The sequence below is a fragment of the Aeromonas sp. EERV15 genome (genome assembly GCF_900079845.1).
Lineage (GTDB): Bacteria > Pseudomonadota > Gammaproteobacteria > Enterobacterales > Aeromonadaceae > Aeromonas > Aeromonas sobria.
This window is the reverse complement of sequence record NZ_FKKY02000025.1, coordinates 27,041-50,108: the sequence shown is the minus strand read 5'-3', so window position 1 is coordinate 50,108 and position 23,068 is coordinate 27,041. Positions and strand designations below refer to the sequence as shown.

Genomic DNA, 23,068 nt, shown 5'->3' with positions numbered 1-23,068 from the left:
CGTTGTCGCGAACAAGCGCGCATCAAATCCAGGCAAATAGCTCGGGGTACTGACTCCAAACCAGCTTGGCAGACATCAGCAAAGAGACGGTCACCAGCAGCGGTTTGATCAGCTTCACTCCTTGCTTGAGCACCATCTTCGAGCCGAAACGGGCACCGATAAACTGCCCCAGCGCCATGCAGAAACCGACGCTCCACACCACCTTGCCACCCAGTGCGAAAAACAGCAGCGAGGCGATGTTGGAGGTGAAGTTGAGTAACTTGGTGTGGGCGGTGGCCCGCGCCATGCCAAACCCTGCCAGCGCCACAAACCCGATGGCAAAGAATGAACCAGTACCCGGCCCGAAAAAGCCATCATAAAAGCCGACCCCGCCACCCACCAGCAGCGCAAACAGCATGGGTGTGAGACGGCGGGAGCTTTCGGCATCGCTCACCCGTGGCGAGAAGAAGAAGTAGCAGGCAAAGGCCATCAGCAGGAAGGGGAGCAAGCGCTCCAGAATAGCGGCGTCGATAGTCTGCACCGCCAGGGTGCCGATGGCAGCACCGATAAAAGTGCAGATCACCGCAGGCCAGATCATCCCCCACTCCAGCAACCCTTTGCGGGCGTAGAACCAGGTGGCGGAGAAGGAGCCGAAACTGCTCTGCAGCTTGTTGGTGCCAAGTACCAGCGCAGGCGGCATGCCAGCGGCAAGCAGCGCAGGCACCGTCAACAGGCCACCGCCGCCAGCGATAGCATCAATAAAACCGGCGATCAGTGCCACACCAAACAGGGAAAACAGGGTAACCAGTTCCAATTCCATCCATAGACCTCACAGGATTGAGTTGCCCGACAGAGTCAGGCAACCGGGATCATAAAAACAGCATTTACAAGGTGCCGCAGCTGAGAACCGCTATCCTACTGAGCAACAGTTGATGAGACTAACGAAACAATGGCAGCCAATTGATTCCACATTCTCATCAATCAACCCTGTAACGTTCCTGCCAGCACCAACCGCCAGAACGATTAATCAGCGCTATCCGTCAGATCGTCCTGACCACCCTGTTTGATAAAGGCCAGCGCCTGCTGCAAGTGGTGTTCATCGTCACCGGGGCTACGACTGACCCGACCCGCCATATAACGGCGACTAAAAAGATTGAACCAGAGCTGCAATGCCTGTCCGGCCTGCAACTCCCCCGCCACTTCCAGCACGCAGGCAGCCACTTCGGCAGTGCAGAGGTGCTCGTCACAGTTGGCCACCCGCATGCCGTAGGTTGAGAGCGCATCAGGCTTGATGGCAAGCACCGGGAAGCCATCCAGATAGGGGCTCATGTTAAACATCTTGCGCGCCTCGGGCCAGGTGCCGTCGAGCAGGATAAAGAGCGGCTTTTTGCCGGGCGCCAACGTCACCTCCCCGGTCAGGCGGGCAGGCTCCTTCTCGCAGGCGGGAAACACCACATAAGGCTGCCAGACCGGGTCAGCCAGCAAGGCCAGCAACTCGGGATGGGGCTGGGTGCGCGACCAGAGAAAGGCCCAGGTGGTATCCGGCAACACATCGGCAATCAGACGGCCGGTGTTGGAGGGCTTCATCGGCTCACTGTCATACATCAGCAGGCAGAAACCGGCCTCGGCTTTGAGCTCGGGGCGCCACTCGCAGGCGCACCAATCCTCCCGCAGCTGACAGGCAGGACAGCGGGCCAGGGTGCCGCCACGGGCGAGGAACGGTCGGGTAGAGATACTCTTGCGCCAGGCCCGCAGGCGGTTGACGGCGTGATCAGGAACAGGCTTCATCTAGGTTCACAACTGAAGTCAAAACAGGGGCCAAAACGGCAACAATGCCAACTGCCATGGCTCCAAGGAGCCCAATAACAGGGGTGCCGCCAGAAAAGCGCAAGATTGTACCGAGTTACACGCTGGCGGAACAGCAATCCCTGCCCCTTTCGCCAGACACAGGGCAACACACCCTTGTCTTACGACTCCTGACAGCCGCGCAGCAGCTCCAGCAACAGGCTGCCATCGCGCAGCGCCTTGTGCACCTGCACCGAGGTGGGCTTGGTGGGATCTTCGTAGAAGTGGGTGGATTCGATCTGCAGCCGCACCAGATATTCAGCGGGCAACTGGCTGGCCAGCGACTGGTGCAGCATGGGAAAGAGCAAGCGATCGGCACGAGTGATCTCGCCCCCCAGCAGCAGCTTGCCCGGATTGAGCAGGCAGATGAGGTTGGAGAGCACCTTGGAGAGGCGCCCCGCCGCCTGATGGAGAATATCCTGACAGAGGCTGTTACCCGCCAGCGCCAGCTCGCACAGCTCGCGGATGGTGACGCTGGGTGGCAGATCATGCTCCTGCATCCGCTCACGCATATCACGGTATTGCGCCTCCAGCGCCTGATTGGTCACCAGGGTGCAGGCACAGCCAAAGCCGCCGCAGTAGCAACGCTGTCCGTAAGGCTCGAGCTGCAGATGGCTAAGATCCCCTAGCAGTGAATTCTCACTCTCTATCAGCTGGCCATTGACTACCATGCCCACCCCGATGTCGTTGTGAACGAACACCAGCACCGCATCTGCGCAATTTTTGGCCGCTCCCCACTCACGTTCGGCCTGGATCCAGGTTCGCACATCACCACTGACCAGCACAGGTACCGAGAACGCCTGTTGCAGAGTGGGGCCAAGGGGCCAGTTGCGCAGATCGTAAAAGGGAAAGTGCTTGACCATGCCGGAGTGGCGTTCCACCTGGCCGGGCAGACAGAGAGCGATACAAGCCAGACTGAGGGCCTTTTTCGGCAGAAACACCTGGATGGCATGCACCAAACTAGCCAGCAGATCGGCGCGCTCTTCCTCGGTGAACAGGTGGCGCTGGCGGGCCAGCGAGCGGCCGGAGAAGTCAAACAGTGCCATATCCACATAACCGCGACCAAGGCGCATCGAGAGAAACTGGAAGCGACGCTCGTTGATACGCAACAGGGTCTGGCGACGACCGCGCCCCACCGAGCTTTCACCACAGGTCACCACCAGACCGCCATCAAGCAGTTCACGGGTGATCTTGGTGATGCTGGCAGGCGAGAGGCCAGTCAAGCGGGAGAGATCGGTGCGCGACAGCTCCTTGTGCTCTTCCAGGCTGGCATAGACCAGGCCGTAGTTGAGCTGCCGGATCAAATCGATACTACCTTTCACGATCTCATTCATAGGGTATGGGACAAAGGCTGAAAAAAAGAGGCCGCCAATTTTCACACATTATTAGTCAATCCCCAAATAAAGAGCGGTCTGAACCGGGATTCAGACCGCATCTTGTGGCTAGTGTCACGAACCATCACAGGATCAGTAACGGAATTGCGACACCAGTTTGCGCAACTTGTCACCGGTATTGGCCAGATCGCGGGTGGTGCTGTTGGACTCCAGCGCCGCATCGGTCAGCTCGCTGACAATCTGTTGAATCGCCACCAGGTTCTTGTTGATCTCCTCCGACACCGCATGTTGCTCCTCGGCAGCCGTTGCAATCTGGATATTCATGTCGTTGATGGTACTGACCGCCATCACCATGCTGTCGAGAGAGCTGGCAATGTGACTCGCCTCCTGCACCGTCTCCTGGCTGCGTTCCTCGCTCGCCTGCATAACGTCCACCGCCTGTTTGACGCCCCCTTGCAGGCGCTGCAGCATCTGATTGATCTCCTTGGTGCTCTGCTGGGTACGACCGGCGAGCGAGCGCACTTCGTCTGCCACCACCGCAAAGCCCCGTCCCTGCTCACCGGCGCGGGCCGCCTCGATGGCCGCGTTCAGCGCCAGCAGGTTGGTCTGATCGGCAATGCCACGAATGACCTCGACCACCGAACCAATCTTGGCGGTCTCTTGTGCCAGTTGTTCGATGACACCGGAGGCGGTATGCACCTCCCCCACCAACCGGTTGATACTGTTGATGGCCCCGCTGACCACACCACGGGCGGCGTCAGATTCACGAGCGGCATCGCTGGTCGCTGTCGCCGCATTGGAAGCACTGGCTGCCACCTCCTGCGCGGTAGAGCTCATCTCGGTCACCGCGGTGACTACCTGATCGGTCTCGCGACTGTGACCCTGCATCTGATGATCGTAGTGTTCGCTCAGATGGTGCAGCTTGTCGACAGCACCGAGCAGGTGATTACTGGTCTCTCCCACCTGACTCACCACCGACTGGATCCGCTCGACAAAGCGGTTGAAGGCACTGGCCAGCTGGCCAATTTCATCCTTGCTCTGCACCTTGAGGCGCTGGGTCAGGTCCCCCTCCCCGTTAGCGATATCGTTCAACGCCAGCACCGCATCCGCCAGTGGTTTGGTGACCCGGTTGCCCACGATCACTGTCACCGAAAGGGTTATGCCGAGGATCAACAGGATCACCAGCACGCTGCTCTGCAGCGAGGCATGCATGTTGCTCTCGCGCTCTGCGCGCAGAGCTGCCAGATCGTTGTCGATATCATCGATATAGAAGCCGGTACCGATGACCCACTGATACTTGTCCAGCACCATGTTGAACGCCAGTTTGGGGGCATCGCGGCCGATGGAGGGTTTGGCCGTCCAGTACTCGGAGAAGCCATCCCCCTGACGGGCCACCTTTAGAATGTCCTGGATCAGCAACTTGCCCTTGGCATCCTTGTCGTTCCAGCGGTTTTTTCCCTCCAGCTCGGCACGGGTCGGCAGCAGCACTGTGTTGCCCTCGAAGTCATAGACAAAGAAGTAGCCGTCACTGCTGTAACGCAGCGGCCTGAGCAACTCTTTGACCTTCTGACGATTTTCCGGTGAATCCGGCAGGGCATATACGGCATCGACAGCTGTTTTGGCCATCATGATGTAACTGCTGAGCAGCGCCTTGCGCTCCTTGATGGCATCTTCCCTCGCCACCACCAACTCTGACTCCAGAGCGCTTTTGGAGACCATGTAGTTACTGAGGTTGACCACCAGGGCCATCAGCAGCACGGGTACTGCACCCAGTAACAGGATTTTCTGTTTTAGTGTCATCTTTCACATCCTTGCAGCTGTTTTTATTGGAATTCCTAGCCTACTCATCAGTATAGGTGCTGGCAGGGCGAGGCCAGCTTTCGTTACAATTGTGCCCTTAATTAATCGGCCATTTAGTGAAAAACATGACTCTTTGCCCTTGTGGTTCCACCCTTTCTCTCGAATTGTGCTGTGGCTCACGTCACAGTGGTGCTGTGGCTGACACCCCGGAGCAGCTGATGCGCTCGCGCTACAGCGCGTTCGTGCTCGGTTTGGGGGAGTATCTGGTCCATAGCTGGCATCCGGCCCACCTCGGCGGCCTCAGCGCCGCAGAGCTCTCTCGCATCGACACTCAGTGGGATGGTCTCGAGATCATCGCCAGCCAGGGCGGCCCGGAGGATGAAACCGGTATGGTGGAGTTTAAAGCCTGGTTTCTGGAGGGGGATGAGCGCCACAGCCTGCATGAGCGCTCCCGCTTCGTGCGTTATCAAGGGCGCTGGGTCTACACCGAGGGGGAGCAGGATCCAGCGCCCCTCAAGGCGGGTCGTAACGATCCCTGCCCCTGTGGCAGCGGCAAAAAGCACAAGAAGTGCTGCGGCTGACGCGTCACACACCTACCTGATGCGTCAAACAGAAACGAACAGGGGCATCCGATGCCCCTTTTTTGTGCCTGCCATCCACCACCAGCCAGGTCACCGACGCGATAGCAGCGTGACAAATGTCACAGAATGCTCATTAACGCGCAAACAAATGCGCGTTTGCGAACGCAAATTTGGCCCATATCAAACATTTCCACTCAGAAGTAGGCCACACTGGCCTCATCTGGAAGAGATGAGACGGGCAACAATGAAAAGAATAACCACACAAGTCGTCATCATAGGCGGCGGGGCAACAGGAGCCGGCATCATGCGCGATTGCGCACTGCGCGGCATCGACTGCATCCTGCTCGAGCGCGATGATATCGCCGCAGGCACCACCGGCCGCAACCACGGCCTGCTCCACTCCGGTGCCCGCTACGCGGTGACGGATCAAGAGTCCGCCCGTGAATGCATCCAGGAAAACCGCATCCTCAAGCGGATTGCCAGCCACTGTGTCGAGGATACCGGCGGCCTCTTCCTCACCCTGCCGGAAGATGACATCAATTTCCAAAGTACCTTTATGGATGCCTGCGCCCTGGCCGGTATCGACACCCGCCAGCTCGATCCCCGCGAAGCGCTGCTGCTCGAGCCCAATGCCAACCCGGCGATGATCGGCGCCATCCATGTGCCGGATGGCACGGTCGATCCGTTCCGCCTCGCCGCCGCAAACGTCTTGGATGCCAAAGAACATGGCGCACGTATCTTCACCCACAGCAAGGTGCTGGGGCTGCTGCGCAGTCAGGATCGGGTACACGGGGTCAAGGCCATCAACACCCGCACCGGCGAAGCGTTCGAGGTAGAGTGTCAGGAGGTGATCAACGCCGCCGGCATCTGGGGCCAGCAAATTTGCGAATACGCCGATCTCGGCATCCGCATGTTCCCGGCCAAGGGCTCATTGCTCATCATGGATTACCGCATCAACCAGTTGGTGCTCAACCGCGCCCGCAAACCGGCGGATGCGGACATTCTGGTGCCGGGCGATACCATCTCCCTCATCGGTACCACCTCCAGCCGCATTGATTACAACAAGATTGACCAGCTCACCGTCGATCCAGAAGAGGTGGAGGTGCTGCTGCGAGAGGGGATCAAGCTCGCCCCCATCATGGCCCGCACCCGTCTGCTGCGCGCCTACGCTGGGGTTCGCCCGCTGGTGGCGGTAGACGGTGACGAAACCGGCCGCAACATCAGTCGCGGTATCGTGCTGCTGGATCACGCCGAACGCGACGGCCTCAAGGGCTTCAACACCATCACCGGCGGCAAGCTGATGACCTACCGCCTGATGGCCGAGTGGGCCACCGATCTGCTGGCCAAGAAGCTCGGCAACAGCAAACCCTGCCAGACCGCCGAACTGAACCTGCCCGGCTCGCGGGATCCGGAGAAAGTCTCGGCCCCCGGGCTCTCGGCCCCCGCGGAAGGTTCGGCCCAATATCGCCATGGCGAGCGAGTCATCGCCTTCTTCCGCGATAACCCCAAGGCCAACGCCCTTATCTGCGAATGCGAAATGGTCACCGCAGGCGAAATCGAATATGCCCTGCGCGAGCTGGATGTGGACAACCTCATCGACCTGCGCCGCCGCACCCGTCTGGGCATGGGCCCCTGTCAGGGGGAGCTGTGCGCCTATCGCGCCGCTGGTCTGATGCAGGAGTATGGCAAGGCTGACGGTCGTCAGGCCTGCGTCATGCTGCGCCAGTTCCTCGAGGAGCGTTACAAAGGGACCCGCCCGGTACTGTGGGGCGATGCCCTGCGCGAGGCCGAGTTTACCTACTGGATCTACGAAGGGCTGTTTGGCCTGGGGGAATGGACGGCGCCGCAGCTGGTTGCCGATGCCCCTCGCAGCCCAACCAGCGAGACCACTCACAAGGAGAGCCGTCATGAAGTTTGACAATATCGTTATCGGCGGCGGCATGGCCGGGCTCTCTGCCGCCCTGCGGCTGGTGGAGGCGGGCCAGAAGACCCTGCTGATGGCCTCCGGCCAGAGCGCGCTGCACTTCTCCTCTGGCTCGGTCGATCTGCTGGAAAGCGAGGGAGATCCCCGCACCACACTGCCCGCCTTTATGGCAGCCCATCCGGATCACCCCTACAGCAAAGTCGGGATGGAGAATATCGAGGCGAGCCTGGCCGATCTGCAGCGCCACTGCGCCGAGCAGGGATTGCCGCTGGTGCACAACGAGACCAACCACCAGCGCCTGACCCCCATCGGCACCCTCAAGCGCACCTGGCTCTCCCCCGATACCTGCGCCTGCGTCACCGATGCCCCGATCCCGGATGCCCTGCTGCTCGCCACCATGGAAGGCTTTCGCGACTTCCATCCGGCGCTGGCCGCAGCCAATCTGGCGACCCATCCGCGCTTCGCCCACTGCCGCGTCCTGACTGGCGAAATACGCCTGCCACAGCTGGCGGAGTTCAGCCGCAATCCCCACGAATTTCGCTCCGCCGATATCGCCCGTTTGTTTGATAAACAGAGCGGGGGCAAACACCCGCTGGTGGCCGAACTGGCCCGCGAGATCAGCCGCATGGTGCAAGAGAGCGGCGTACCCGATTGCTGCCATATCGTGCTGCCCGCCTGCCTGTCGCTGGGTCTGGTCGGTCCCCGTCTCGCGGAGCTGGAGCAGCGCACCGGCTGCACCATCAAGGAGGTGGCAACCATGCCGCCGTCACTGATCGGCATGCGGATGCAGGAGGCGCTCAAGCGCCGTTTCATGGCCCTTGGCGGCACCTTCCTCACCAGTGAACGGGTGCTGGGCGCTCGCTATGAGGGGGATAAAGTCATCGGCGTACACAGCCAGAATGGCGACGACCAGCTGTTTGAGGCGGACAACTTCGTGCTCGCCTCCGGCAGCTTCTTCAGTCGCGGGCTGGAATCCCGTCTGCGTGGCATTCGCGAACCCATCTTCGATGCCGATGTGCTGAGTCTGGAGGAGCGTGACGCCTGGGCCGGTCGCCGCCTGTTCGACCACCACCCCTTCATGGGCTTCGGGGTCAAGACTGACGACAAGCTACGGGTACTGCGCGGTGGCAAGCCGCTGACCAACCTCTATGGTGCGGGCAGTGTATTGGCCCATTACGACCCCATTAAAGAGGGCTCCGGCTCAGGTGTTGCCGTTGCCACCGGCTGGCAAGCCGCTGGCCATATTCTGGCTGGAGTCTGAGATGCCAACCCTCTGTTTTCTGACTGCGGGCAGAGCGCTGCCCGCTCGACAATCCCATTGCCGCATCCCTGTTGCTTTCAATCCGGCCCGGGAGGAGTAAATCATGCTACTGGATCACGCCAACCAAACTTTCGATCAGTGCATCAAGTGCACCGTCTGTACCGCCTACTGCCCGGTGGCCAAGGCCAACCCCGCCTACCCCGGCCCCAAACAGGCGGGCCCGGATGGAGAGCGGCTGCGAATCAAGAGCCCGGAGCTGTTTGACAGCGCCCTCAAGCACTGCACCAACTGCAAGCGCTGTGAAGTGGCCTGCCCGAGCGGGGTCCGCATCGGCGACATCATCGCCAAGGCCAAAGATAAATACAGCGGCTTCAAACCGGGGATCCGCGAATTCGTGCTCTCCCACACCGATCTGATGGGCAGCATGTCTACCCTGATGGCCCCGGTGGTCAACTTCACCACCGGCCTCAAGCCAATGAAAATGGTGTTGGACAAGGCGCTGGGGGTCTCCTCCCACCGCGATCTGCCCAAATACTCCCAGGGCACCTTTCGCGGCTGGTACAAAAAGCAGAAGGCTACGCAGGCCAGTTATGCGCGCCAGATCGCCTACTTCCACGGCTGCTACGTCAACTACAACCACCCGCAGCTTGGCAAGGAGCTGGTGCAGGTGCTCAACGCCATGAACATCGGTGTACAGTTGCTGGAGCGGGAAAAGTGCTGCGGCGTGCCGCTGATCGCCAACGGCTTTATGGACAAGGCCAAGCAGCAGGCGGCCTTCAACATCAAGCAGCTGGAGAACACTCTGCTCGGCAACGAGATGCCGCTGCTGGCCACCTCCTCCACCTGCGGCTTTACCCTGCGGGACGAATACCCCCACCTGCTGGAGCAAGACAACCACAAGGTGCGGGATCGCATCTCGCTGGTGACCCGCTTCCTGTGGAACGAGTTCTACAAAGGCAACAAACCGGCGATGAAGCCGCTCAATCTGCACATCGCCTACCACACCCCTTGCCACATGGAGAAGATGGGCGGCGTCATCTACACCCTCGAATTGCTGCGCGCCATTCCTGGGGTCAAGGTGACCGTGCTGGAGTCCCAATGCTGCGGCATCGCCGGCACCTACGGCTTCAAGTCGGAAAACTACGAAACCAGCCAGACCATCGGCGAAGGGCTGTTTGATCAAATTAACCGCCTGGCCCCCGATCTGGTGATCACCGATTGCGAAACCTGCAAATGGCAGATCGAGATGAGCACGGCATTTCGCTGCGAACATCCCATCCACCTGCTGGCCCAAGCGCTCGCATGAGATATGAGTACCTTGCGCAATGGCGCAAGGAGACACCGTCATAACAGAGTGCGGGCCTATGGCCTGCCCAGATAATAAAAGAGCCCCTCTTTGCACAAGAGGGGCTCTTTTATTGGGGTTCGATATCAACGCGCGAAAGGGCGTTATCGTGCCGATGTGGGCCGTGAACCAGACAGGATGAACCCGGCATGGTGAACTCAGCATGATGGTGACACAGCATCTTGGCACTGGCCTTTTTCGGTAAAAAGAAAAAGCCCCATGAAGTTCATGGGGCTTTCGCTTTCAATATGGCGGTGAGGGAGGGATTCGAACCCTCGATACGTTGCCGTATACACACTTTCCAGGCGTGCTCCTTCAGCCACTCGGACACCTCACCAAATTTTGGTCTGTGGTTTAACGTGTTCAGCCAACACCTTGTTCGCTGCGCTGTTGCGCTGGAACGGGGCGTAATGTACGGGATACGATGGCTTTTGGTCAATGCAATTTTTTACTTTTTGCGTTCGTTTGCTCAATATCCGAACCAAGTGACCAAAAATATGCCGTTTCGTATCCCTTTAAATCAATTTACTGCCGCTTCGTGCAAATGTTCACCTTTGAGCGCTTCTTCCAGCGAGCCGTAGAATTCCAGTTTGCCGGGCTGCGGCCGCACCTTGGCGCGGGCCAGGGTCTTGAGCGGCTGGAACTGCAATTCGGCCACCCGCAACTCGACACCGGCTTTTGCCATCTGCTTGCCAAACTGAAGGAAGGCAGAGAGACCACCCGCATCAAGGATGGAGACCGCCTCCATCTGCAATACCAGCACCTGGTGCCCTTTCACTTGTGCTTCCAGCTCGGCAAAGACCCGTTCGGCCGCAGCAAAGAAGAGCGGGCCGTTGATCTTGTAAAGTAGGCCGTTGTCCGGCACCTCATGGGCATAGCGCTTGTGCTCGGCCAAATCGTGCAGTTTGGTCATCTTGGCGATTTCGCGCATAAAGAGCAGGGACGCTAGGATCACCCCGAAGGTGATGGCGATAACCATGTCGAAGATGACGGTGAGTGACAGGCAGACCAGCAGCACCAGCACATCGGATTTGGGGGCGCGACGGATCAGCTCCACCACCTTGTGCGCTTCACTCATGTTCCAGGCCACGATAAGCAACAGCGCAGCCATGGCTGAGAGCGGCAACCAGGAGAGCCAGGGCGCCAGCACCAGAATGGCGGCCAGCACCACCAGCGCATGGACGATCCCCGAAATGGGCGAGGTGGCCCCGGCGCGCACGTTGGCGGCGGAGCGGGCAATGGCGGCGGTGGCGGTAATGCCGCCAAAGAAGGGAGCAAAGATGTTGCCAAGCCCCTGCCCCACCAGCTCTGCGTTGGAGCTGTGTTTGCGACCGGTCATGCCATCCAGCACCACGGCGCAGAGCAGCGATTCGATCGCACCCAGCATCGCCATGGAGAAGGCGGCAGGCAGCAGCCGCTCAAGGGCGGCCAGATCCCACACCACCGGGGCGCCATCCGGCCCTGGCAAGGCCCAAGGCATCACCAGGGTTGGCGCGATGGGCGGGATCCCCATCCCCTGGGTGCCATCGGCCAGGGTATAGCTGAACTTGCTACCTATGGTAGCCACATCCACCCCAAAGTAATGGAGGCCAAAACCCAGGCCCACCCCGACCAGCACAGCGGGCAGGTGGCCAGGCACCGGCAGACGCAGGCGCGGCCAGAGCAGCAGCACGGCCAGCGTTGCGACCCCCACCAGGGTATCGCCCCACTGCCAGCTTGGCAGGGCGGCGGCCAGCGCCTCGACCTTGCCCAGATAGTTTTCCGGCATCTCGGGCACGCTCAGGCCAAAGAAGTCCTTGATCTGCAAGGTGGCGATCACGATGGCGATACCACCGGTAAAGCCCAGCGTCACTGACGGGGGAATGTACTCGATCAGGCGACCAAGACGGGCCATCCCCATCGCCACCAAAAAGAAGCCGGAGATGAGGGTCGCCATCAACAGGCCACCCACGCCAAACTGCTGGGCAACCGGATAGAGGATCACCACAAAGGCGGCGGTCGGGCCGGAGATGGAGTAACGGGAGCCACCGGTCACGGCGATCACGATACCGGCGATGATGGCGGTATAGAGACCGTGTTGCGGCGGCACACCGCTGGCGATGGCCAGCGCCATGGCGAGCGGGATGGCGATGATGCCCACCGTCACACCGGCGATGAGATCACGGCCGAAGCGGGCCATGCTGTAGGGTTCATCAATACAGGACTGGCGTAAGGCTATGGCGAGCTTCACGCTATTTAAAGAGGCTTGCTTGTGCATGTATATCGTAATACCAGAAGAGGGAGACAAAGGCCGGAGAGATCCGGCGCCCGATCATCATCAAGGGCCGGCAGGGCTGTCGACACGGCGATGGTATCCTGCGTAACCTTACTCCACACCGGCCATTTTTTCGATGGGCAGGATCAATGAAACGCGCGCTCACCCCTTATTTGGCCTATTTGCCGCCAAATCGGCGATCTTTCCCGCTACGACGGCTCTTTTAACTACAAAGATAACCATTTGAGCCTTTATTTATAACTGGCACGTTCGAGGCAACAAGTCGCATTTTCAGGCAAACGCCAATATGGCACAGCGGCGTGACACCGGTTGCCGTGAGGGATGACAAGAGACTGATTGTGCTGAAAATAAACCGTAAAGCGCAAGTTTTGGGCAAACAGTCTGAAAATAGGGTTTTCAACGAGATCGCAGGTTGACACCCGCCCCCGGGGTCATTAATATTCGCCCCGTCTCAACGAGACAGGCAATTCCTCCTTAGTTCAGTCGGTAGAACGGCGGACTGTTAATCCGTATGTCACTGGTTCAAGTCCAGTAGGAGGAGCCAATTCCCTCGTAGTTCAGTCGGTAGAACGGCGGACTGTTAATCCGTATGTCACAGGTTCAAGTCCTGTCGAGGGAGCCACATTCTAAAGCCCAGCCTTTTGGCTGGGCTTTTTCACATCTATCGTTTGCTCGTTACCAGCCGATTAAGCCCTTGCCAACGCGGTTCGCTCACTCCTTGCACAATGAGGGTGACTCCCGGCGCAGTAGGGCTTCCCACTGGTCAATGATGCCTTGATAGGTATCAGCTGCTTTGTAATGGGTTGCCGCATGCGCCTGCGCATTGCGCCCAAGTGTCGCGACCACATCTGGCATGGCATTTAACGTCCCCAATACCCGGGCAAGATCGTCCGGATCATCGGGCTGATACTTACAACACTCCACCCCATCGTGCAGGCGTTGATCCCACCAGGCGCCATCGGCGGGGATCACCACACACAATCCCGCTGCCATCGCCTCCAGGATCGAGAGTCCAAAAGGCTCTTGCTGGCTGGTCGATACAAAAATGCCGCACTCAGACCTGATCTCATCGAGATTCACCGGATTTGCATGCCAGCGGGTGCCCGGCAGCTCGGGCGCAATGGGGCTGCAGGGTTGCAAACTGTTTTTCGGCTGCAGATAGCACACCACCAGCTCGGGGCGCTCGCCGCGCATCTGTTGATGAGCCGCCAGCATGGTCTCCAGGCCCTTCCAGCGCAGCAGTGAGGCTGCCCACAAGATATCGGTGCCACCAGAGGTAACGGTCGGCCAAGAGTGGTCGCTCAAGCCATTGGTAAATGAGTGCCAATGGGGCGGGAAATGGGATTGACCGAGCCGGGTCAGGATCGCCGTCAACGAGGGACGGCAACTGTCGAGGTAAAACACCGCGCGCGCGCGCCACAAGGCGCGAGCAGATAACCCCGAGCAGCCGACAGGGCCGTGAATAAATTGCACCACCGGGATCCCCAGTAACTGGCCAGCCCAGTAACAACAGAGGTCGACCCCGGGGCCAGACGCTGCGACGAGGCAGCTGACGCCCCCCAAGCGCCACACTTGCCACAGGATCAACAAGGTCTGCCACCCTTGCTTGAGCAGATAGCGCCAACCAGACTCCCGCCCTCGCACGATGGCGGGGATCCACAGCCGATGATGTGGGCAATGGGGCCAGGAGTCGCCATCTTCGGTCATCACATGACACGCCATCGCAGGCATCCGCTTGTTCAGCTCCGCAAGCACCACCTCGGTAGCCACCTTGGATCCCCCCCGAAACGCGATAGGGTCCACAATCAGCACCTTGTCCGTACCCATCTGGCTGCTCATCGCTGTTTATCTCCCATTAACTTGCCGCCACACCCTGCCATGAGGGTCGATAACCTGGCCAGCATGGCCTGCCCTTGCGCCGCGACTCGCTGCCGCAGCCAACCGGCGATAACCCGGTAAGGTTGGCGTCCCTCCCCCGCCCATCGCCCCGCCAGCGCATCAGACCACACCTCGGTCACCTTGCTGACATAACGGGCCACGGTGAAATGCTGCGCCGCCCGTTGCTGCCCTGCTCGCCCCATCGCACACCTTATTTGCGGGTTGTGCAAACGCTGCCAATGGCAGGCCATCTGACGCCAGTCTCCCGGCTCGGCCAGCAGCCCGCTCACCCCGTCTTCGACCACCTCAGGGATACCGCCCACCCGATAGGCACTGACCGCAAGCCCCAGCATCCCTGCTTCCGCCAGAGTCAGACCAAACACCTCCTCGCGGGCACCGGATACCAGAACATCAACGCCACCGCGCAAGATGGCTGCGCTGTCAGCCCGCTCCCCCAAGAAGTGCACCCGCGCTGCGACCCCCAGTTCGCTGGCCAAGCTGACTAATGCCTGCTGCTCGGGGCCACTGCCGATCACCAGCAGTTGCGCCTCCTCGCCCAACCGGGTCAGTTCTGCAAGGGAACGGAGCAGCAGATCCACCCCCTTGCGTTTGATCAGTGAACCGACAGTCGCGATGATCAACTCCCCCGGTGACAAACTCAGCATACCCATGACAGGCCACCGGGGGCCCTCGTTCAGCCTGGCAGCATCCACACCATTGGGTACCCGGATCAGCCGCTCTGTACCACAACCATCTTGCTGCCAAGCGGTCAACACAGGTTCGCTCACCCCGATCAGCACGCTTGCCTGGTGCACCCGCAGGGTGAATCTGTCTCTGGGTTGATAACGGGCATGCAGATGGCACACCAGCGGAACCTGCACATCGCGACATACACCCGCCAGCCACTGGCAAGGGGCCGCGCTATTGGCATGCACCAGTGCAATCCGGTGTTGCTGGATCAAGCTGGCGGCACGCCGTTGCAACTGGCGATATGCCGCTACATCAAAGCGGGGAGCTTGCCAGCCGAGCAACAGAGAAAAAGGCTCGACCAGCGCCTTCACTCCCAGCAGCGCGGCCTCATCTGCCAGCCGCTGGCTATTGCACCAGAGCAAGGGGGTAAAGCTGTCGCGATCAAGATGGGCCAGCAGATCCAGCAAGCAACGCTCGCTACCGCGGATCCAGTTCTCACCGTAATGCACCAACAGAACCGGAATTGCGCTCATGATTATGCTCCTGCATTGCGGGTTCTGACCGATCTGCCGCCTCATCAGTGGCAACGCGGGCTTGCTGCACATACTTGATGGCCGCGACCGCCAGCGCCAACTCCAGATAGATGGGCCAGGTAAAACCCTGGGTTAAAAATGAGCCCGAGATGACAAACCCGACCATGCTGGCCATCACCCCTTGCATAGCGGTGATCACTGCAGGGGGCATGCCAACTAGCTGACACTGCCAGCAACGGCGCAACGTCAACGCCACCATGCCGATAAACAGTGCCAACCCGACAAAACCGGTTTCAGCCAGCACCCCGAACCAGGTCGAATGGACGGCGTGATTAAGCCCGTCCCAGTGGGGGCTGTAGAAGAAGTAGTTGTAGTAAAAATTGGATAACCCCACCCCCACCAGCGGATGGCCCAGCGCCATCCCCCAGGCCGCTTGCCAGGCATAGATGCGGCCCATGGCCGAGGCATCGACCCCGCTCTCGGCGGCGCCGCCAGATGCCCGGTCGCTGATCCCGGCAGCCACAAACAACACGCTCAGTGCCAGCGTACCCGCCATGATCAGCAAGGTTTTCGACTTCACCCGCTGCCAGGCAAACAGGCCACAGACCGCGCAAATGCCCAGCAAGCCCCCGCGACTCTGGGTGGCAATAATGGCGGCGGCGGTCAAGGCAAAGCCGAGCCCCCCCAGCAAGCGCCCCCCCAACCCATTGCCCTGATTGAGCAACAAGCTCAGCGAAAAGCCGGCAGGAAAGAGCAGCACCAGCGCCAGATCATTGGGGTCCCCCAGCACCGAACCCAGCTCACGCCCAATGGTCACCCGGGTTTCCTCCACCAGCCCGATCCCGCTCGCCTTGTTGTAGAGGGCCACCAGCGCCACCATGCAGCCGGCCAAGACAAATACCCGGACCGCCAGGGCAAAATCAGCGGGAGTGCGCACCAGCCAGGCGGTGGCCAGGGTCATCAGGTAGATCTTGCTGTAGCTGCCAGTCCAGGTGGCGATCGCCTCCCCCCGGTTGCTGGCAAACAGCACGCCGATGGAGACCATCAGGAAAAATGCGCTCAACCAGCTCAGAGCCGGGTGCCAGTAGGGCTTGATCCGACCAGTCAGCAGGATGTGCCAGGCCAGGGCGCCAATGGCCGCCAGTGAGAACAGCAACGGGATTTTGAGGGGATAGAGCTGGGGAAACACCTCGTGCAAGCGGAAAAACGAGAAGGTGACAAAGCCCAATACCATCAGAAATGGCCAGCGCAGGGCAAACCAGATGGCGGGGATCGCCAGCCCAATCACCGGCAGCAGTAACGGATGGGGTAATCGCCACCACAACAGGGCAACGACGAGGCAAATCGCCAATGCCCACAGGGCATGACTCAGGCGACCCATTGCCCACCCCACACCATGGCCAAGGCACAACCTGAGCTGGCCCAAAGGGGGGTCAGCCGATAGGGCAACGGCAATAACCGCTGGCTCACCAGATAAAACGCCAGAGCCCGTACCAGATAGACCAGCAGCAGGGTCCAGATCACCCCATCCACCCCAAACCGGGGGATGGCAAGCAAAAAGCCAACGACCCCGAGCAAACTGCATCCCAGATTGATAACCATCTGCGCCTTGCTCTCTTCGCCGCTAAAACAGCCGACATTGAGCAGATCGGAGACGTTGCGCACCGCCATCCCCAGTACCAGCAGCGGGATATAGGCAATCGCCCCGTGATAGCTTTCCGGCGTGAGCAGCCGGATCAACAAGGGGGCGGTGAGCCCGACCACCCCGGCAGTGGCAAAGCCCAGCACCGAACCCAGCACGCTGTAGTGGGCATTGAGGCGCAGACCATCGGGCTCTTTGAGCAGCATAAAACGGCGGGGATACCACCACAGGGCAAAAGGTTGCAGCAACAGACCCACCGCCAGCGCCAGCTTGCCCGCCACCGCGTAATAGGCGAGCAATGCCTCGCCCACCACATCGGCCAGCAGCAGACGATCAAGGCCGCTTAAGGAGAAACCCGCCAACCCGCTCACCACCAGTGGCAAGCCATAGCGCAGCACCGGCCGATAGTGCTGCCAATCAAAGCGGATCCCGCTATCACGCCATTGCCACAGGCTCAGCAGCAGGGCCAGGGCGATGCAGGTCAGGGTACCGGAAGCCAGCACCCCGCTCACCCCCCAGCCAAGCCAGAGCCACCAGCCGGTCAGCAGCGACTGGATCAGCGCCTTGCCTGCGGTCGCCACGAAAAAGAGCTTGGCCTGATTGCGCATCCGCAGCCACGCCAGCGGCACCCCGATCACCCCTTCAAATGGCAGGGCGCAGAGTACCCAGCGCACATCCGCAAGACGGGTTTCAACCGGCAGCCAGGCTTGCACCACCGGCGCCAGCACCCAGAGCAGCACCAGACTGGCCAGCGCAATGATCCAGACCAGACCGAACATCCGGGCGACCACCTGCTGGCGTGCCTGCTCATCGGTAGCCAGTCCGGCAAAGCGATAGAGCGCATCCACCAGCCCGAACCCGAGGATCAATGAGCCCAGATTAATCAGGGTCAGTAACACCTCCAGCTGACCATATTCACGAGGAACCAGCAGATGAGTCAGCACCGGCAGCATCAACAAAGAGATCCCCTTCATCAACAACAAGCCCGCGGCATAATAGACAATGGCAATTTGGTTCACACCCAGTCTCATAAGGCCTCCCAGCCACCCTGGTGGCTTAGCCGCCGGGCATCATTGCTTATCTCACTGCTGCAATAATGCAAAGGGCACGCCAGTTAACCCGAATGAGACAGATCCCTGCCCCCCTGCCTATGCGCCTCATTGCGCCTCAGTACGCTGCGACCAGCAAGCCCACAATGAGACTGCATATTGGGTGAACGATTGCGTTTTGCACAACCACCGACGCAAATTGCACCCTGCTGCGGGATCATCGCCCGCAATCCCTGTTTCACCGCCCCCCTTGACCACGAAAGGACAATGTGCGCGGTTGGCCCGATCCCTGCTAGTACCTCGCAGCACCAGATAAACAGGGAGATATCATCATGAACACCCTCAGTCTGTACCGGGTCAAAGCGTGGGCCAAACAAGGGGAAACCCCGCTGGCCCGCAGAGTGTGGCGACTCGCCAAAGGGGCTCGCAGCTGGTCTTTGCCACTGATCCCGCCGCTTCATCGCCTGCTCTATCGCCTCTATCTGGTGAGTAGCCATGGCATTGCCACCCTGATGCGCACCCTCTGGTGGACTCCCCTGTTTCAATCTCGCCTGACAGCACCCGCTCCCCGCCTCTATCTCTATGGCGGCATCCCCTATATCAGCGGCCCCGTCGCCATAGCAATAGGGGCCGATTGCCGCCTGAGCGCCGCTATGACCATTAGCGGCCGCACGGCGAGCAAGGCCCCAAGCCTGGTGATCGGCAATAATGTCGGGATTGGCTGGCAGACCACCCTGGCGGTGGGCAGCAAAATAGTGCTGGGAGATAACGTCAGGATTGCCGGGCGCGCCTTTTTGGCTGGCTATCCCGGCCATCCGCTGGATGCCAGTGCCCGTGCCCGGGGGCTACCGGATGCTGATGAACAGGTCGGCGAGATCGTGCTCGAACGGGATGTCTGGCTGGGCACCGGCGCCATGGTGATGGCCGGTGTCACCATAGGTGCAGGCACTGTGGTTGCCGCAGGCAGCATAGTCACCCGCAGTCTGCCTGCCGGGGTGCTGGCGGGTGGCGTGCCTGCCCGGGTGTTCCGGCAGTTGGGGAGTCAGGATGACAGGGAAACCCTGTGCAACAATAGCGAGGAGAGCCCGCAATGACGCAGCATCATAGCAAACCGCAATTGGTGGTATTAGGGGAAGACTGGGGCCAACACCCCTCCAGTACCCAGCATCTGATCAAACGCCTGCTGCCCGATTATCAGGTACTGTGGGTCAACTCCATCGGGCTGCGCCGTCCTCGCTTTAACTTGCGTGACATCACCCGCATCGTGCGCAAGCTGGGCGCCGTGGTGCAGCGCGCCGCCCCCGCCAGTCAACTCGAACCGAACCAGAGCCAAGGCCAGGGCCAGGGCCAAGGCCAGCATCAGGTGCAAGCTCAACAGATGCCCGAGATACTGCCGCCATTGGCGCTGCCACTGCCCGGCAGTCGGCTTGCAGGCAAGATCAATGGCCACTGGCTGGCCGCCCAGATCCGTCGGCGCTTACCCCAGCTGGATCGTCCGCTGCTGTGGATCTCCTTGCCAAGCGCGGTGGATCTGATTGGCAAACTGGGTGAGCGGGCGGTGATCTACTACTGCGGTGATGATTTCTCTGCGCTGGCGGGGGTCGATCATCAAGCCATTGCCCGCTGTGAAGCCAGACTGGTAGCACAAGCCGATTTGATCCTGGTGGCCAGCCCGGCACTGGCCAGTCGCTTCCCCCCCCACAAAACCCGCCTGCTGAGCCACGGGGTGGATCTGGATCTGTTTATGCCGCCACAGCCTCGTCCGGCAGATCTCCCCAGCGGTCGGCCGATTGCCGGATTTTATGGCAGCCTGAGTGAATGGATCGATGTGCCGCTGCTGGCTGACACGGCCCGCGCCCTGCCCCACTGGGATCTGGTATTGATTGGCCCCAAGCAGACTGACCTCAGCGCGCTGGAGGGGATCCCCAACATCCATCTGCTGGGGCCCAGACCACACCATACCCTGGCGGCCTATGCCCAGCACTGGCAGGTCAGCCTGCTGCCGTTTGTCGACAATGCGCAAATTCGTGCCTGTAACCCGCTGAAATTGCGCGAGTATCTGGCGGTAGGCCGCCCTATCGTCAGCACTGATTTCCCGGCACTGGCGGGTTACCGTGAACTGGTGCATCTGCCGCGAGCCGGTGACAATCTGGCCCACGCCATCAATCAGGCCGCCTGCGATGGCCCTCGCCAAAATTGGTTTCAAGCCAACGAATGGGAAGCCCTGACGGAGCAGGGCGGGCGTCAGGGTCGGCAACAGCTGGTCGCGGGCCAGAGCTGGGATGACAAGGCCGCGGATCTTAAATCCTGGTTGGCAGCGATCTGCTGATGGGCAGCGCCACATTCGGGAGACGACATGGGCACAGGGGAGGCTTGGCCACCCTGCTCTGCGGCTGTTCGCTGCTCTATTGCGCATCATTGTTCAGCGCCACGCAGTTGCCTGCCCCCATCATGCTGCCCCTCACTGGCCCCCAGACCCCCCAGCGCCTCAATCTGACCCATGTGCCCTGGCCTGTGGGCAGCGACGATGAGCTGGTGATCGAGGGTCATAATCCGGGCACACAACCGCAAACGCTGATTTTACGGGTCGATGACAAGGCCTCGGTCAACTACCGCAGCCGGGTCAATCAGGAGCGGATGGTCGCCCCGGGCCCCTTCACCCTGCGCTTTGCCTTAAGTGATTGGCGCACCAGCCAACCACGGCCACTGGCCCTTGATGAGATAACCAAGATCTACCTGTTTATGGCCGATGACGCGCCCCCACTGACCATTAAACGCTGGTTCTGGGAACCCGGCTTGACCCTGCCCGAGGGCTCTATTGCACTGGATCTGGGGGCGGCCGCAGCTCCCCGCTTTACCGGCTTTGAGGCCCTGAGCCCGGGGGATCCCCGGCTGATTGGCCACCCCACTCCGGTGTTGCGTCCCTCCGGCGATGCCCTTGTGCGCGATGGCCTACGCAATCTCGACGGAGTACGCCTTGAGGTGGCCAAAGGGCGCTACCAGCTCACCCTCTGGCTCGATGACCCCGGCGAGTGGGAGTATCTGCCCCACCCCTTCGAGCGCAGCGTGCTGGTCAATGGCGAGCCCATCTGGGCCGAGCAGTGGCAACCGCAGGAATGGCTAACGCAGCGCTATCTGGCGGGGCAATCCCGCGAGGCGCTGCCAAATCCGGATCCCTGGCAGCTGTTCGGGGCGCGTCAGGGGGGGCCAGTTCATGTCACCCTGAACCACCCCGGCGGCCCGCTCACCCTTACCTTGCTGGGCCACTCACCGGATGCCAAATACCTGGCTGGGCTGCTGCTTGCCCCCTACCCAGCCGACACCGGCAAGGCCGCTACCCCGAGTGGTGATAAAGGCCACGGCATGCAGGCCGAGGCTAACGCCCGTGGGCTGGCTGATGCCACCGCCCGGGTGCTGACCAAGCAGCGCCAGCTGTTTTTGGAAAAGTGGACCCTGGCCCCCTATTCCCCAGCGCCTGTTCCGGCGCAGCTCAGCCTTACGCCGATTGCGGATGCCGCCCCGACCCTGCAGATCGCCCCGGCATCCGCCGCCGATGCGTTGCAGCACGCTTCCCTGCCTGTGCTGGCCGCCCGTGGCAGCCAGCTGCTGCTGGAGTTTGCCATCCACGCCGCCACCGATGATCCGGCCCCCTTGCTGGTGATCCAGCCCCCCGAGCAGGCAGGCTCGCCGCTGACGCTGACCCCCTATTACGGTCAATGGCATCTGGTTCGCCCGCAGGCGAGCGGTACCCTGCTGGCCCCCTCGGATCAGGAGCTGGTCGAAGGCGTGGCCGGGCTCACCCTACTGGCAGGCGTGCCACGGCGTCTGGTGCTGCAAATCACCGTCCCCCGCGATGCTCCTGCCGGTCGCTATCTGGGCAATATTCAGCTGCTGAGCCAACAGCAACTGGTGCAACTGCCACTGACTATCGAGGTGCTGCCGCTGACCCTGCCTGCGGCCAGCAAGCCGGTCGGCATCTACGTCGAAGCGCCCCCTTATCTGAATTGGCTGAGCCCCAACCCCGAGGCGCTGAAACAGCAGATCGCCACAGCCAGTCGCTGCGATCTGCAGCGGCTCGCCAAGCTCGGGATCAGCGGCCTCTCGCCCGCCCTGCCACAAGATGAGGCGGGGATGCGGGAGATCATGGGAGAGGCGGCCGGGCTCGGCTTTGTGCCACCCCTGCTGGCCTATACCCCGCTCAAACGCTGGGGGGGCGACCCTGCCAACCAGCTCGAACAGTGGCAGGCGCGGCAACAGGCGCTGACCGCCAGCGGCTTGCCGCCACTGGCATGGAGCCTGTTTGATGAGCCGGATCTCGCCACCCTGCCCGCCATCACCACCCTGGCGCGGGAGATGAAACGGCGGGATCCGGCGGTGATCCGCGCGGGCCACTTCAATCACCCGGGTCAGGTTGGTTTGCTGGCAGAGGTGGAGATTGCCCTGATCAACGCAGGCTTTGGCGCCGACAAGGCCGATGTGGCGCGGGTGCGCCAGCACAAGGTCACCCCCTGGTTTTACAATCTGGGCACCCCGAGAGCCGCCGGTTTTTACCTGTGGCAGAGCGGCGCCGAGGGCTATTTGCAATGGCATGGCCGCATGCCCACCGCCCTGCCCTATGACCCCACCGACGGGCGGGAGAGCGACTTTATGCTGCTCGGCCCGCAAGCCTGCGAGGCGCACCGCCTCTCCCACGACCTCTTGTTGCTACAGCAAGCCATCGAGGATCTGCGCTGGCTCGCCTGGCTGGAGCAGGAGGCCCGTTATCAGGTGGAGGCCGCCCTGCTGCTGGAGCGCCTGCGGGATCAGCTGCCGACCCGCTGGCGAGTGGCGGAGCAACTGCCCTCTGCCGCCTGGATCCAGTGGCGCCGCGAGATTGAACAACTGGCCAAGCGATTGAAAACATTGCAAACTGGTGCCAACTCCTCCTCCTGA

General features: G+C 61.0%; 16 protein-coding genes and 3 tRNA genes. 9 read left to right on the top strand and 10 right to left on the bottom strand.

Going from position 1 to position 23,068, the window contains the following annotated elements; translation table 11 throughout:
• Nucleotides 1-22 precede the first annotated feature (22 nt).
• From BN4575_RS18710 to BN4575_RS18695, 4 genes are all read right to left on the bottom strand, one after another.
• Nucleotides 23-799, bottom strand: a complete 777-nt coding sequence (locus tag BN4575_RS18710) for a TSUP family transporter (RefSeq protein ID WP_068979315.1) — start codon at nt 797-799, stop codon at nt 23-25.
• Nucleotides 800-1,002: 203 nt separating this feature from the next.
• Nucleotides 1,003-1,767: a tRNA-uridine aminocarboxypropyltransferase gene (locus tag BN4575_RS18705; RefSeq protein WP_068979314.1), complete on the bottom strand. Its 765-nt coding sequence runs from the start codon at nt 1,765-1,767 to the stop codon at nt 1,003-1,005.
• A 179-nt stretch (nt 1,768-1,946) separates the two neighbouring features.
• Complete coding sequence (locus BN4575_RS18700; protein ID WP_068979313.1) at nt 1,947-3,158, bottom strand: ROK family transcriptional regulator; 1,212 nt, start codon at nt 3,156-3,158, stop codon at nt 1,947-1,949.
• A gap of 132 nt (nt 3,159-3,290) precedes the next feature.
• Nucleotides 3,291-4,958, bottom strand: a complete 1,668-nt coding sequence (locus BN4575_RS18695) for a methyl-accepting chemotaxis protein (protein ID WP_068979312.1) — start codon at nt 4,956-4,958, stop codon at nt 3,291-3,293.
• A gap of 125 nt (nt 4,959-5,083) precedes the next feature.
• Here BN4575_RS18695 and BN4575_RS18690 point away from each other — a divergent pair, with 125 nt between their 5' ends.
• The 4 genes from BN4575_RS18690 to glpC all read left to right on the top strand — a co-directional run bounded on the left by BN4575_RS18690 (nt 5,084) and on the right by glpC (nt 10,030).
• Entirely contained in the window at nt 5,084-5,539 is a 456-nt protein-coding gene (locus BN4575_RS18690) for a YchJ family protein (protein WP_083221081.1), read from the top strand.
• 244 nt (nt 5,540-5,783) lie between these two features.
• On the top strand, nt 5,784-7,457 hold the full coding sequence (glpA, locus tag BN4575_RS18685) for an anaerobic glycerol-3-phosphate dehydrogenase subunit A (protein WP_068979310.1): 1,674 nt from the start codon (nt 5,784-5,786) through the stop codon (nt 7,455-7,457).
• The gene (glpB, locus tag BN4575_RS18680; protein ID WP_068979309.1) at nt 7,447-8,724 is read left to right on the top strand and encodes a glycerol-3-phosphate dehydrogenase subunit GlpB; all 1,278 of its coding nucleotides are present in this window, start codon (nt 7,447-7,449) and stop codon (nt 8,722-8,724) included. The genes glpA and glpB overlap by 11 nt, the downstream gene beginning before the upstream one ends.
• Before the next feature lie 103 nt (nt 8,725-8,827).
• Complete coding sequence (gene glpC / locus BN4575_RS18675; RefSeq protein WP_042023660.1) at nt 8,828-10,030, top strand: anaerobic glycerol-3-phosphate dehydrogenase subunit GlpC; 1,203 nt, start codon at nt 8,828-8,830, stop codon at nt 10,028-10,030.
• A 288-nt stretch (nt 10,031-10,318) separates the two neighbouring features.
• Here the strand turns inward: glpC and BN4575_RS18670 are convergent.
• Together BN4575_RS18670 and dauA are read right to left on the bottom strand one after the other, a co-directional pair.
• Nucleotides 10,319-10,406 (bottom strand) — tRNA-Ser (locus BN4575_RS18670).
• 183 nt (nt 10,407-10,589) lie between these two features.
• Entirely contained in the window at nt 10,590-12,326 is a 1,737-nt protein-coding gene (gene dauA / locus BN4575_RS18665; protein WP_068979308.1) for a C4-dicarboxylic acid transporter DauA, read from the bottom strand.
• Nucleotides 12,327-12,812: 486 nt separating this feature from the next.
• On the opposite strand from dauA, the gene BN4575_RS18660 reads away from it, so the two are divergent.
• Together BN4575_RS18660 and BN4575_RS18655 are read left to right on the top strand one after the other, a co-directional pair.
• Nucleotides 12,813-12,888 (top strand) — tRNA-Asn (locus BN4575_RS18660).
• A 2-nt stretch (nt 12,889-12,890) separates the two neighbouring features.
• A tRNA-Asn gene (locus tag BN4575_RS18655) sits at nt 12,891-12,966 on the top strand.
• 89 nt (nt 12,967-13,055) lie between these two features.
• Here BN4575_RS18655 and BN4575_RS18650 read toward each other — a convergent pair.
• From BN4575_RS18650 to BN4575_RS18635, 4 genes are read right to left on the bottom strand one after another with little or no spacing between them, the layout of a single operon-like run.
• Nucleotides 13,056-14,183: a glycosyltransferase family 4 protein gene (locus tag BN4575_RS18650; RefSeq protein WP_068979307.1), complete on the bottom strand. Its 1,128-nt coding sequence runs from the start codon at nt 14,181-14,183 to the stop codon at nt 13,056-13,058.
• Nucleotides 14,180-15,445: a glycosyltransferase family 4 protein gene (locus BN4575_RS18645; RefSeq protein ID WP_068979306.1), complete on the bottom strand. Its 1,266-nt coding sequence runs from the start codon at nt 15,443-15,445 to the stop codon at nt 14,180-14,182. Before BN4575_RS18645 ends, BN4575_RS18650 begins: the two co-directional genes overlap by 4 nt.
• Nucleotides 15,408-16,826: an O-antigen ligase family protein gene (locus tag BN4575_RS18640; RefSeq protein ID WP_083221080.1), complete on the bottom strand. Its 1,419-nt coding sequence runs from the start codon at nt 16,824-16,826 to the stop codon at nt 15,408-15,410. The genes BN4575_RS18645 and BN4575_RS18640 overlap by 38 nt, the downstream gene beginning before the upstream one ends.
• Nucleotides 16,814-18,118, bottom strand: a complete 1,305-nt coding sequence (locus BN4575_RS18635) for a lipopolysaccharide biosynthesis protein (protein ID WP_068979305.1) — start codon at nt 18,116-18,118, stop codon at nt 16,814-16,816. The genes BN4575_RS18640 and BN4575_RS18635 overlap by 13 nt, the downstream gene beginning before the upstream one ends.
• 350 nt (nt 18,119-18,468) lie before the next feature.
• On the opposite strand from BN4575_RS18635, the gene BN4575_RS18630 reads away from it, so the two are divergent.
• The 3 genes from BN4575_RS18630 (at nt 18,469) to BN4575_RS18620 (ending at nt 23,068) form a co-directional block, all read left to right on the top strand.
• Nucleotides 18,469-19,230: an acyltransferase gene (locus tag BN4575_RS18630; protein WP_068979304.1), complete on the top strand. Its 762-nt coding sequence runs from the start codon at nt 18,469-18,471 to the stop codon at nt 19,228-19,230.
• On the top strand, nt 19,227-20,465 hold the full coding sequence (locus BN4575_RS18625; protein ID WP_068979303.1) for a glycosyltransferase: 1,239 nt from the start codon (nt 19,227-19,229) through the stop codon (nt 20,463-20,465). Before BN4575_RS18630 ends, BN4575_RS18625 begins: the two co-directional genes overlap by 4 nt.
• Nucleotides 20,466-20,587: 122 nt before the next feature.
• Nucleotides 20,588-23,068, top strand: coding sequence for a hypothetical protein (locus BN4575_RS18620; RefSeq protein WP_306345532.1), 2,481 nt, complete (start codon nt 20,588-20,590; stop codon nt 23,066-23,068).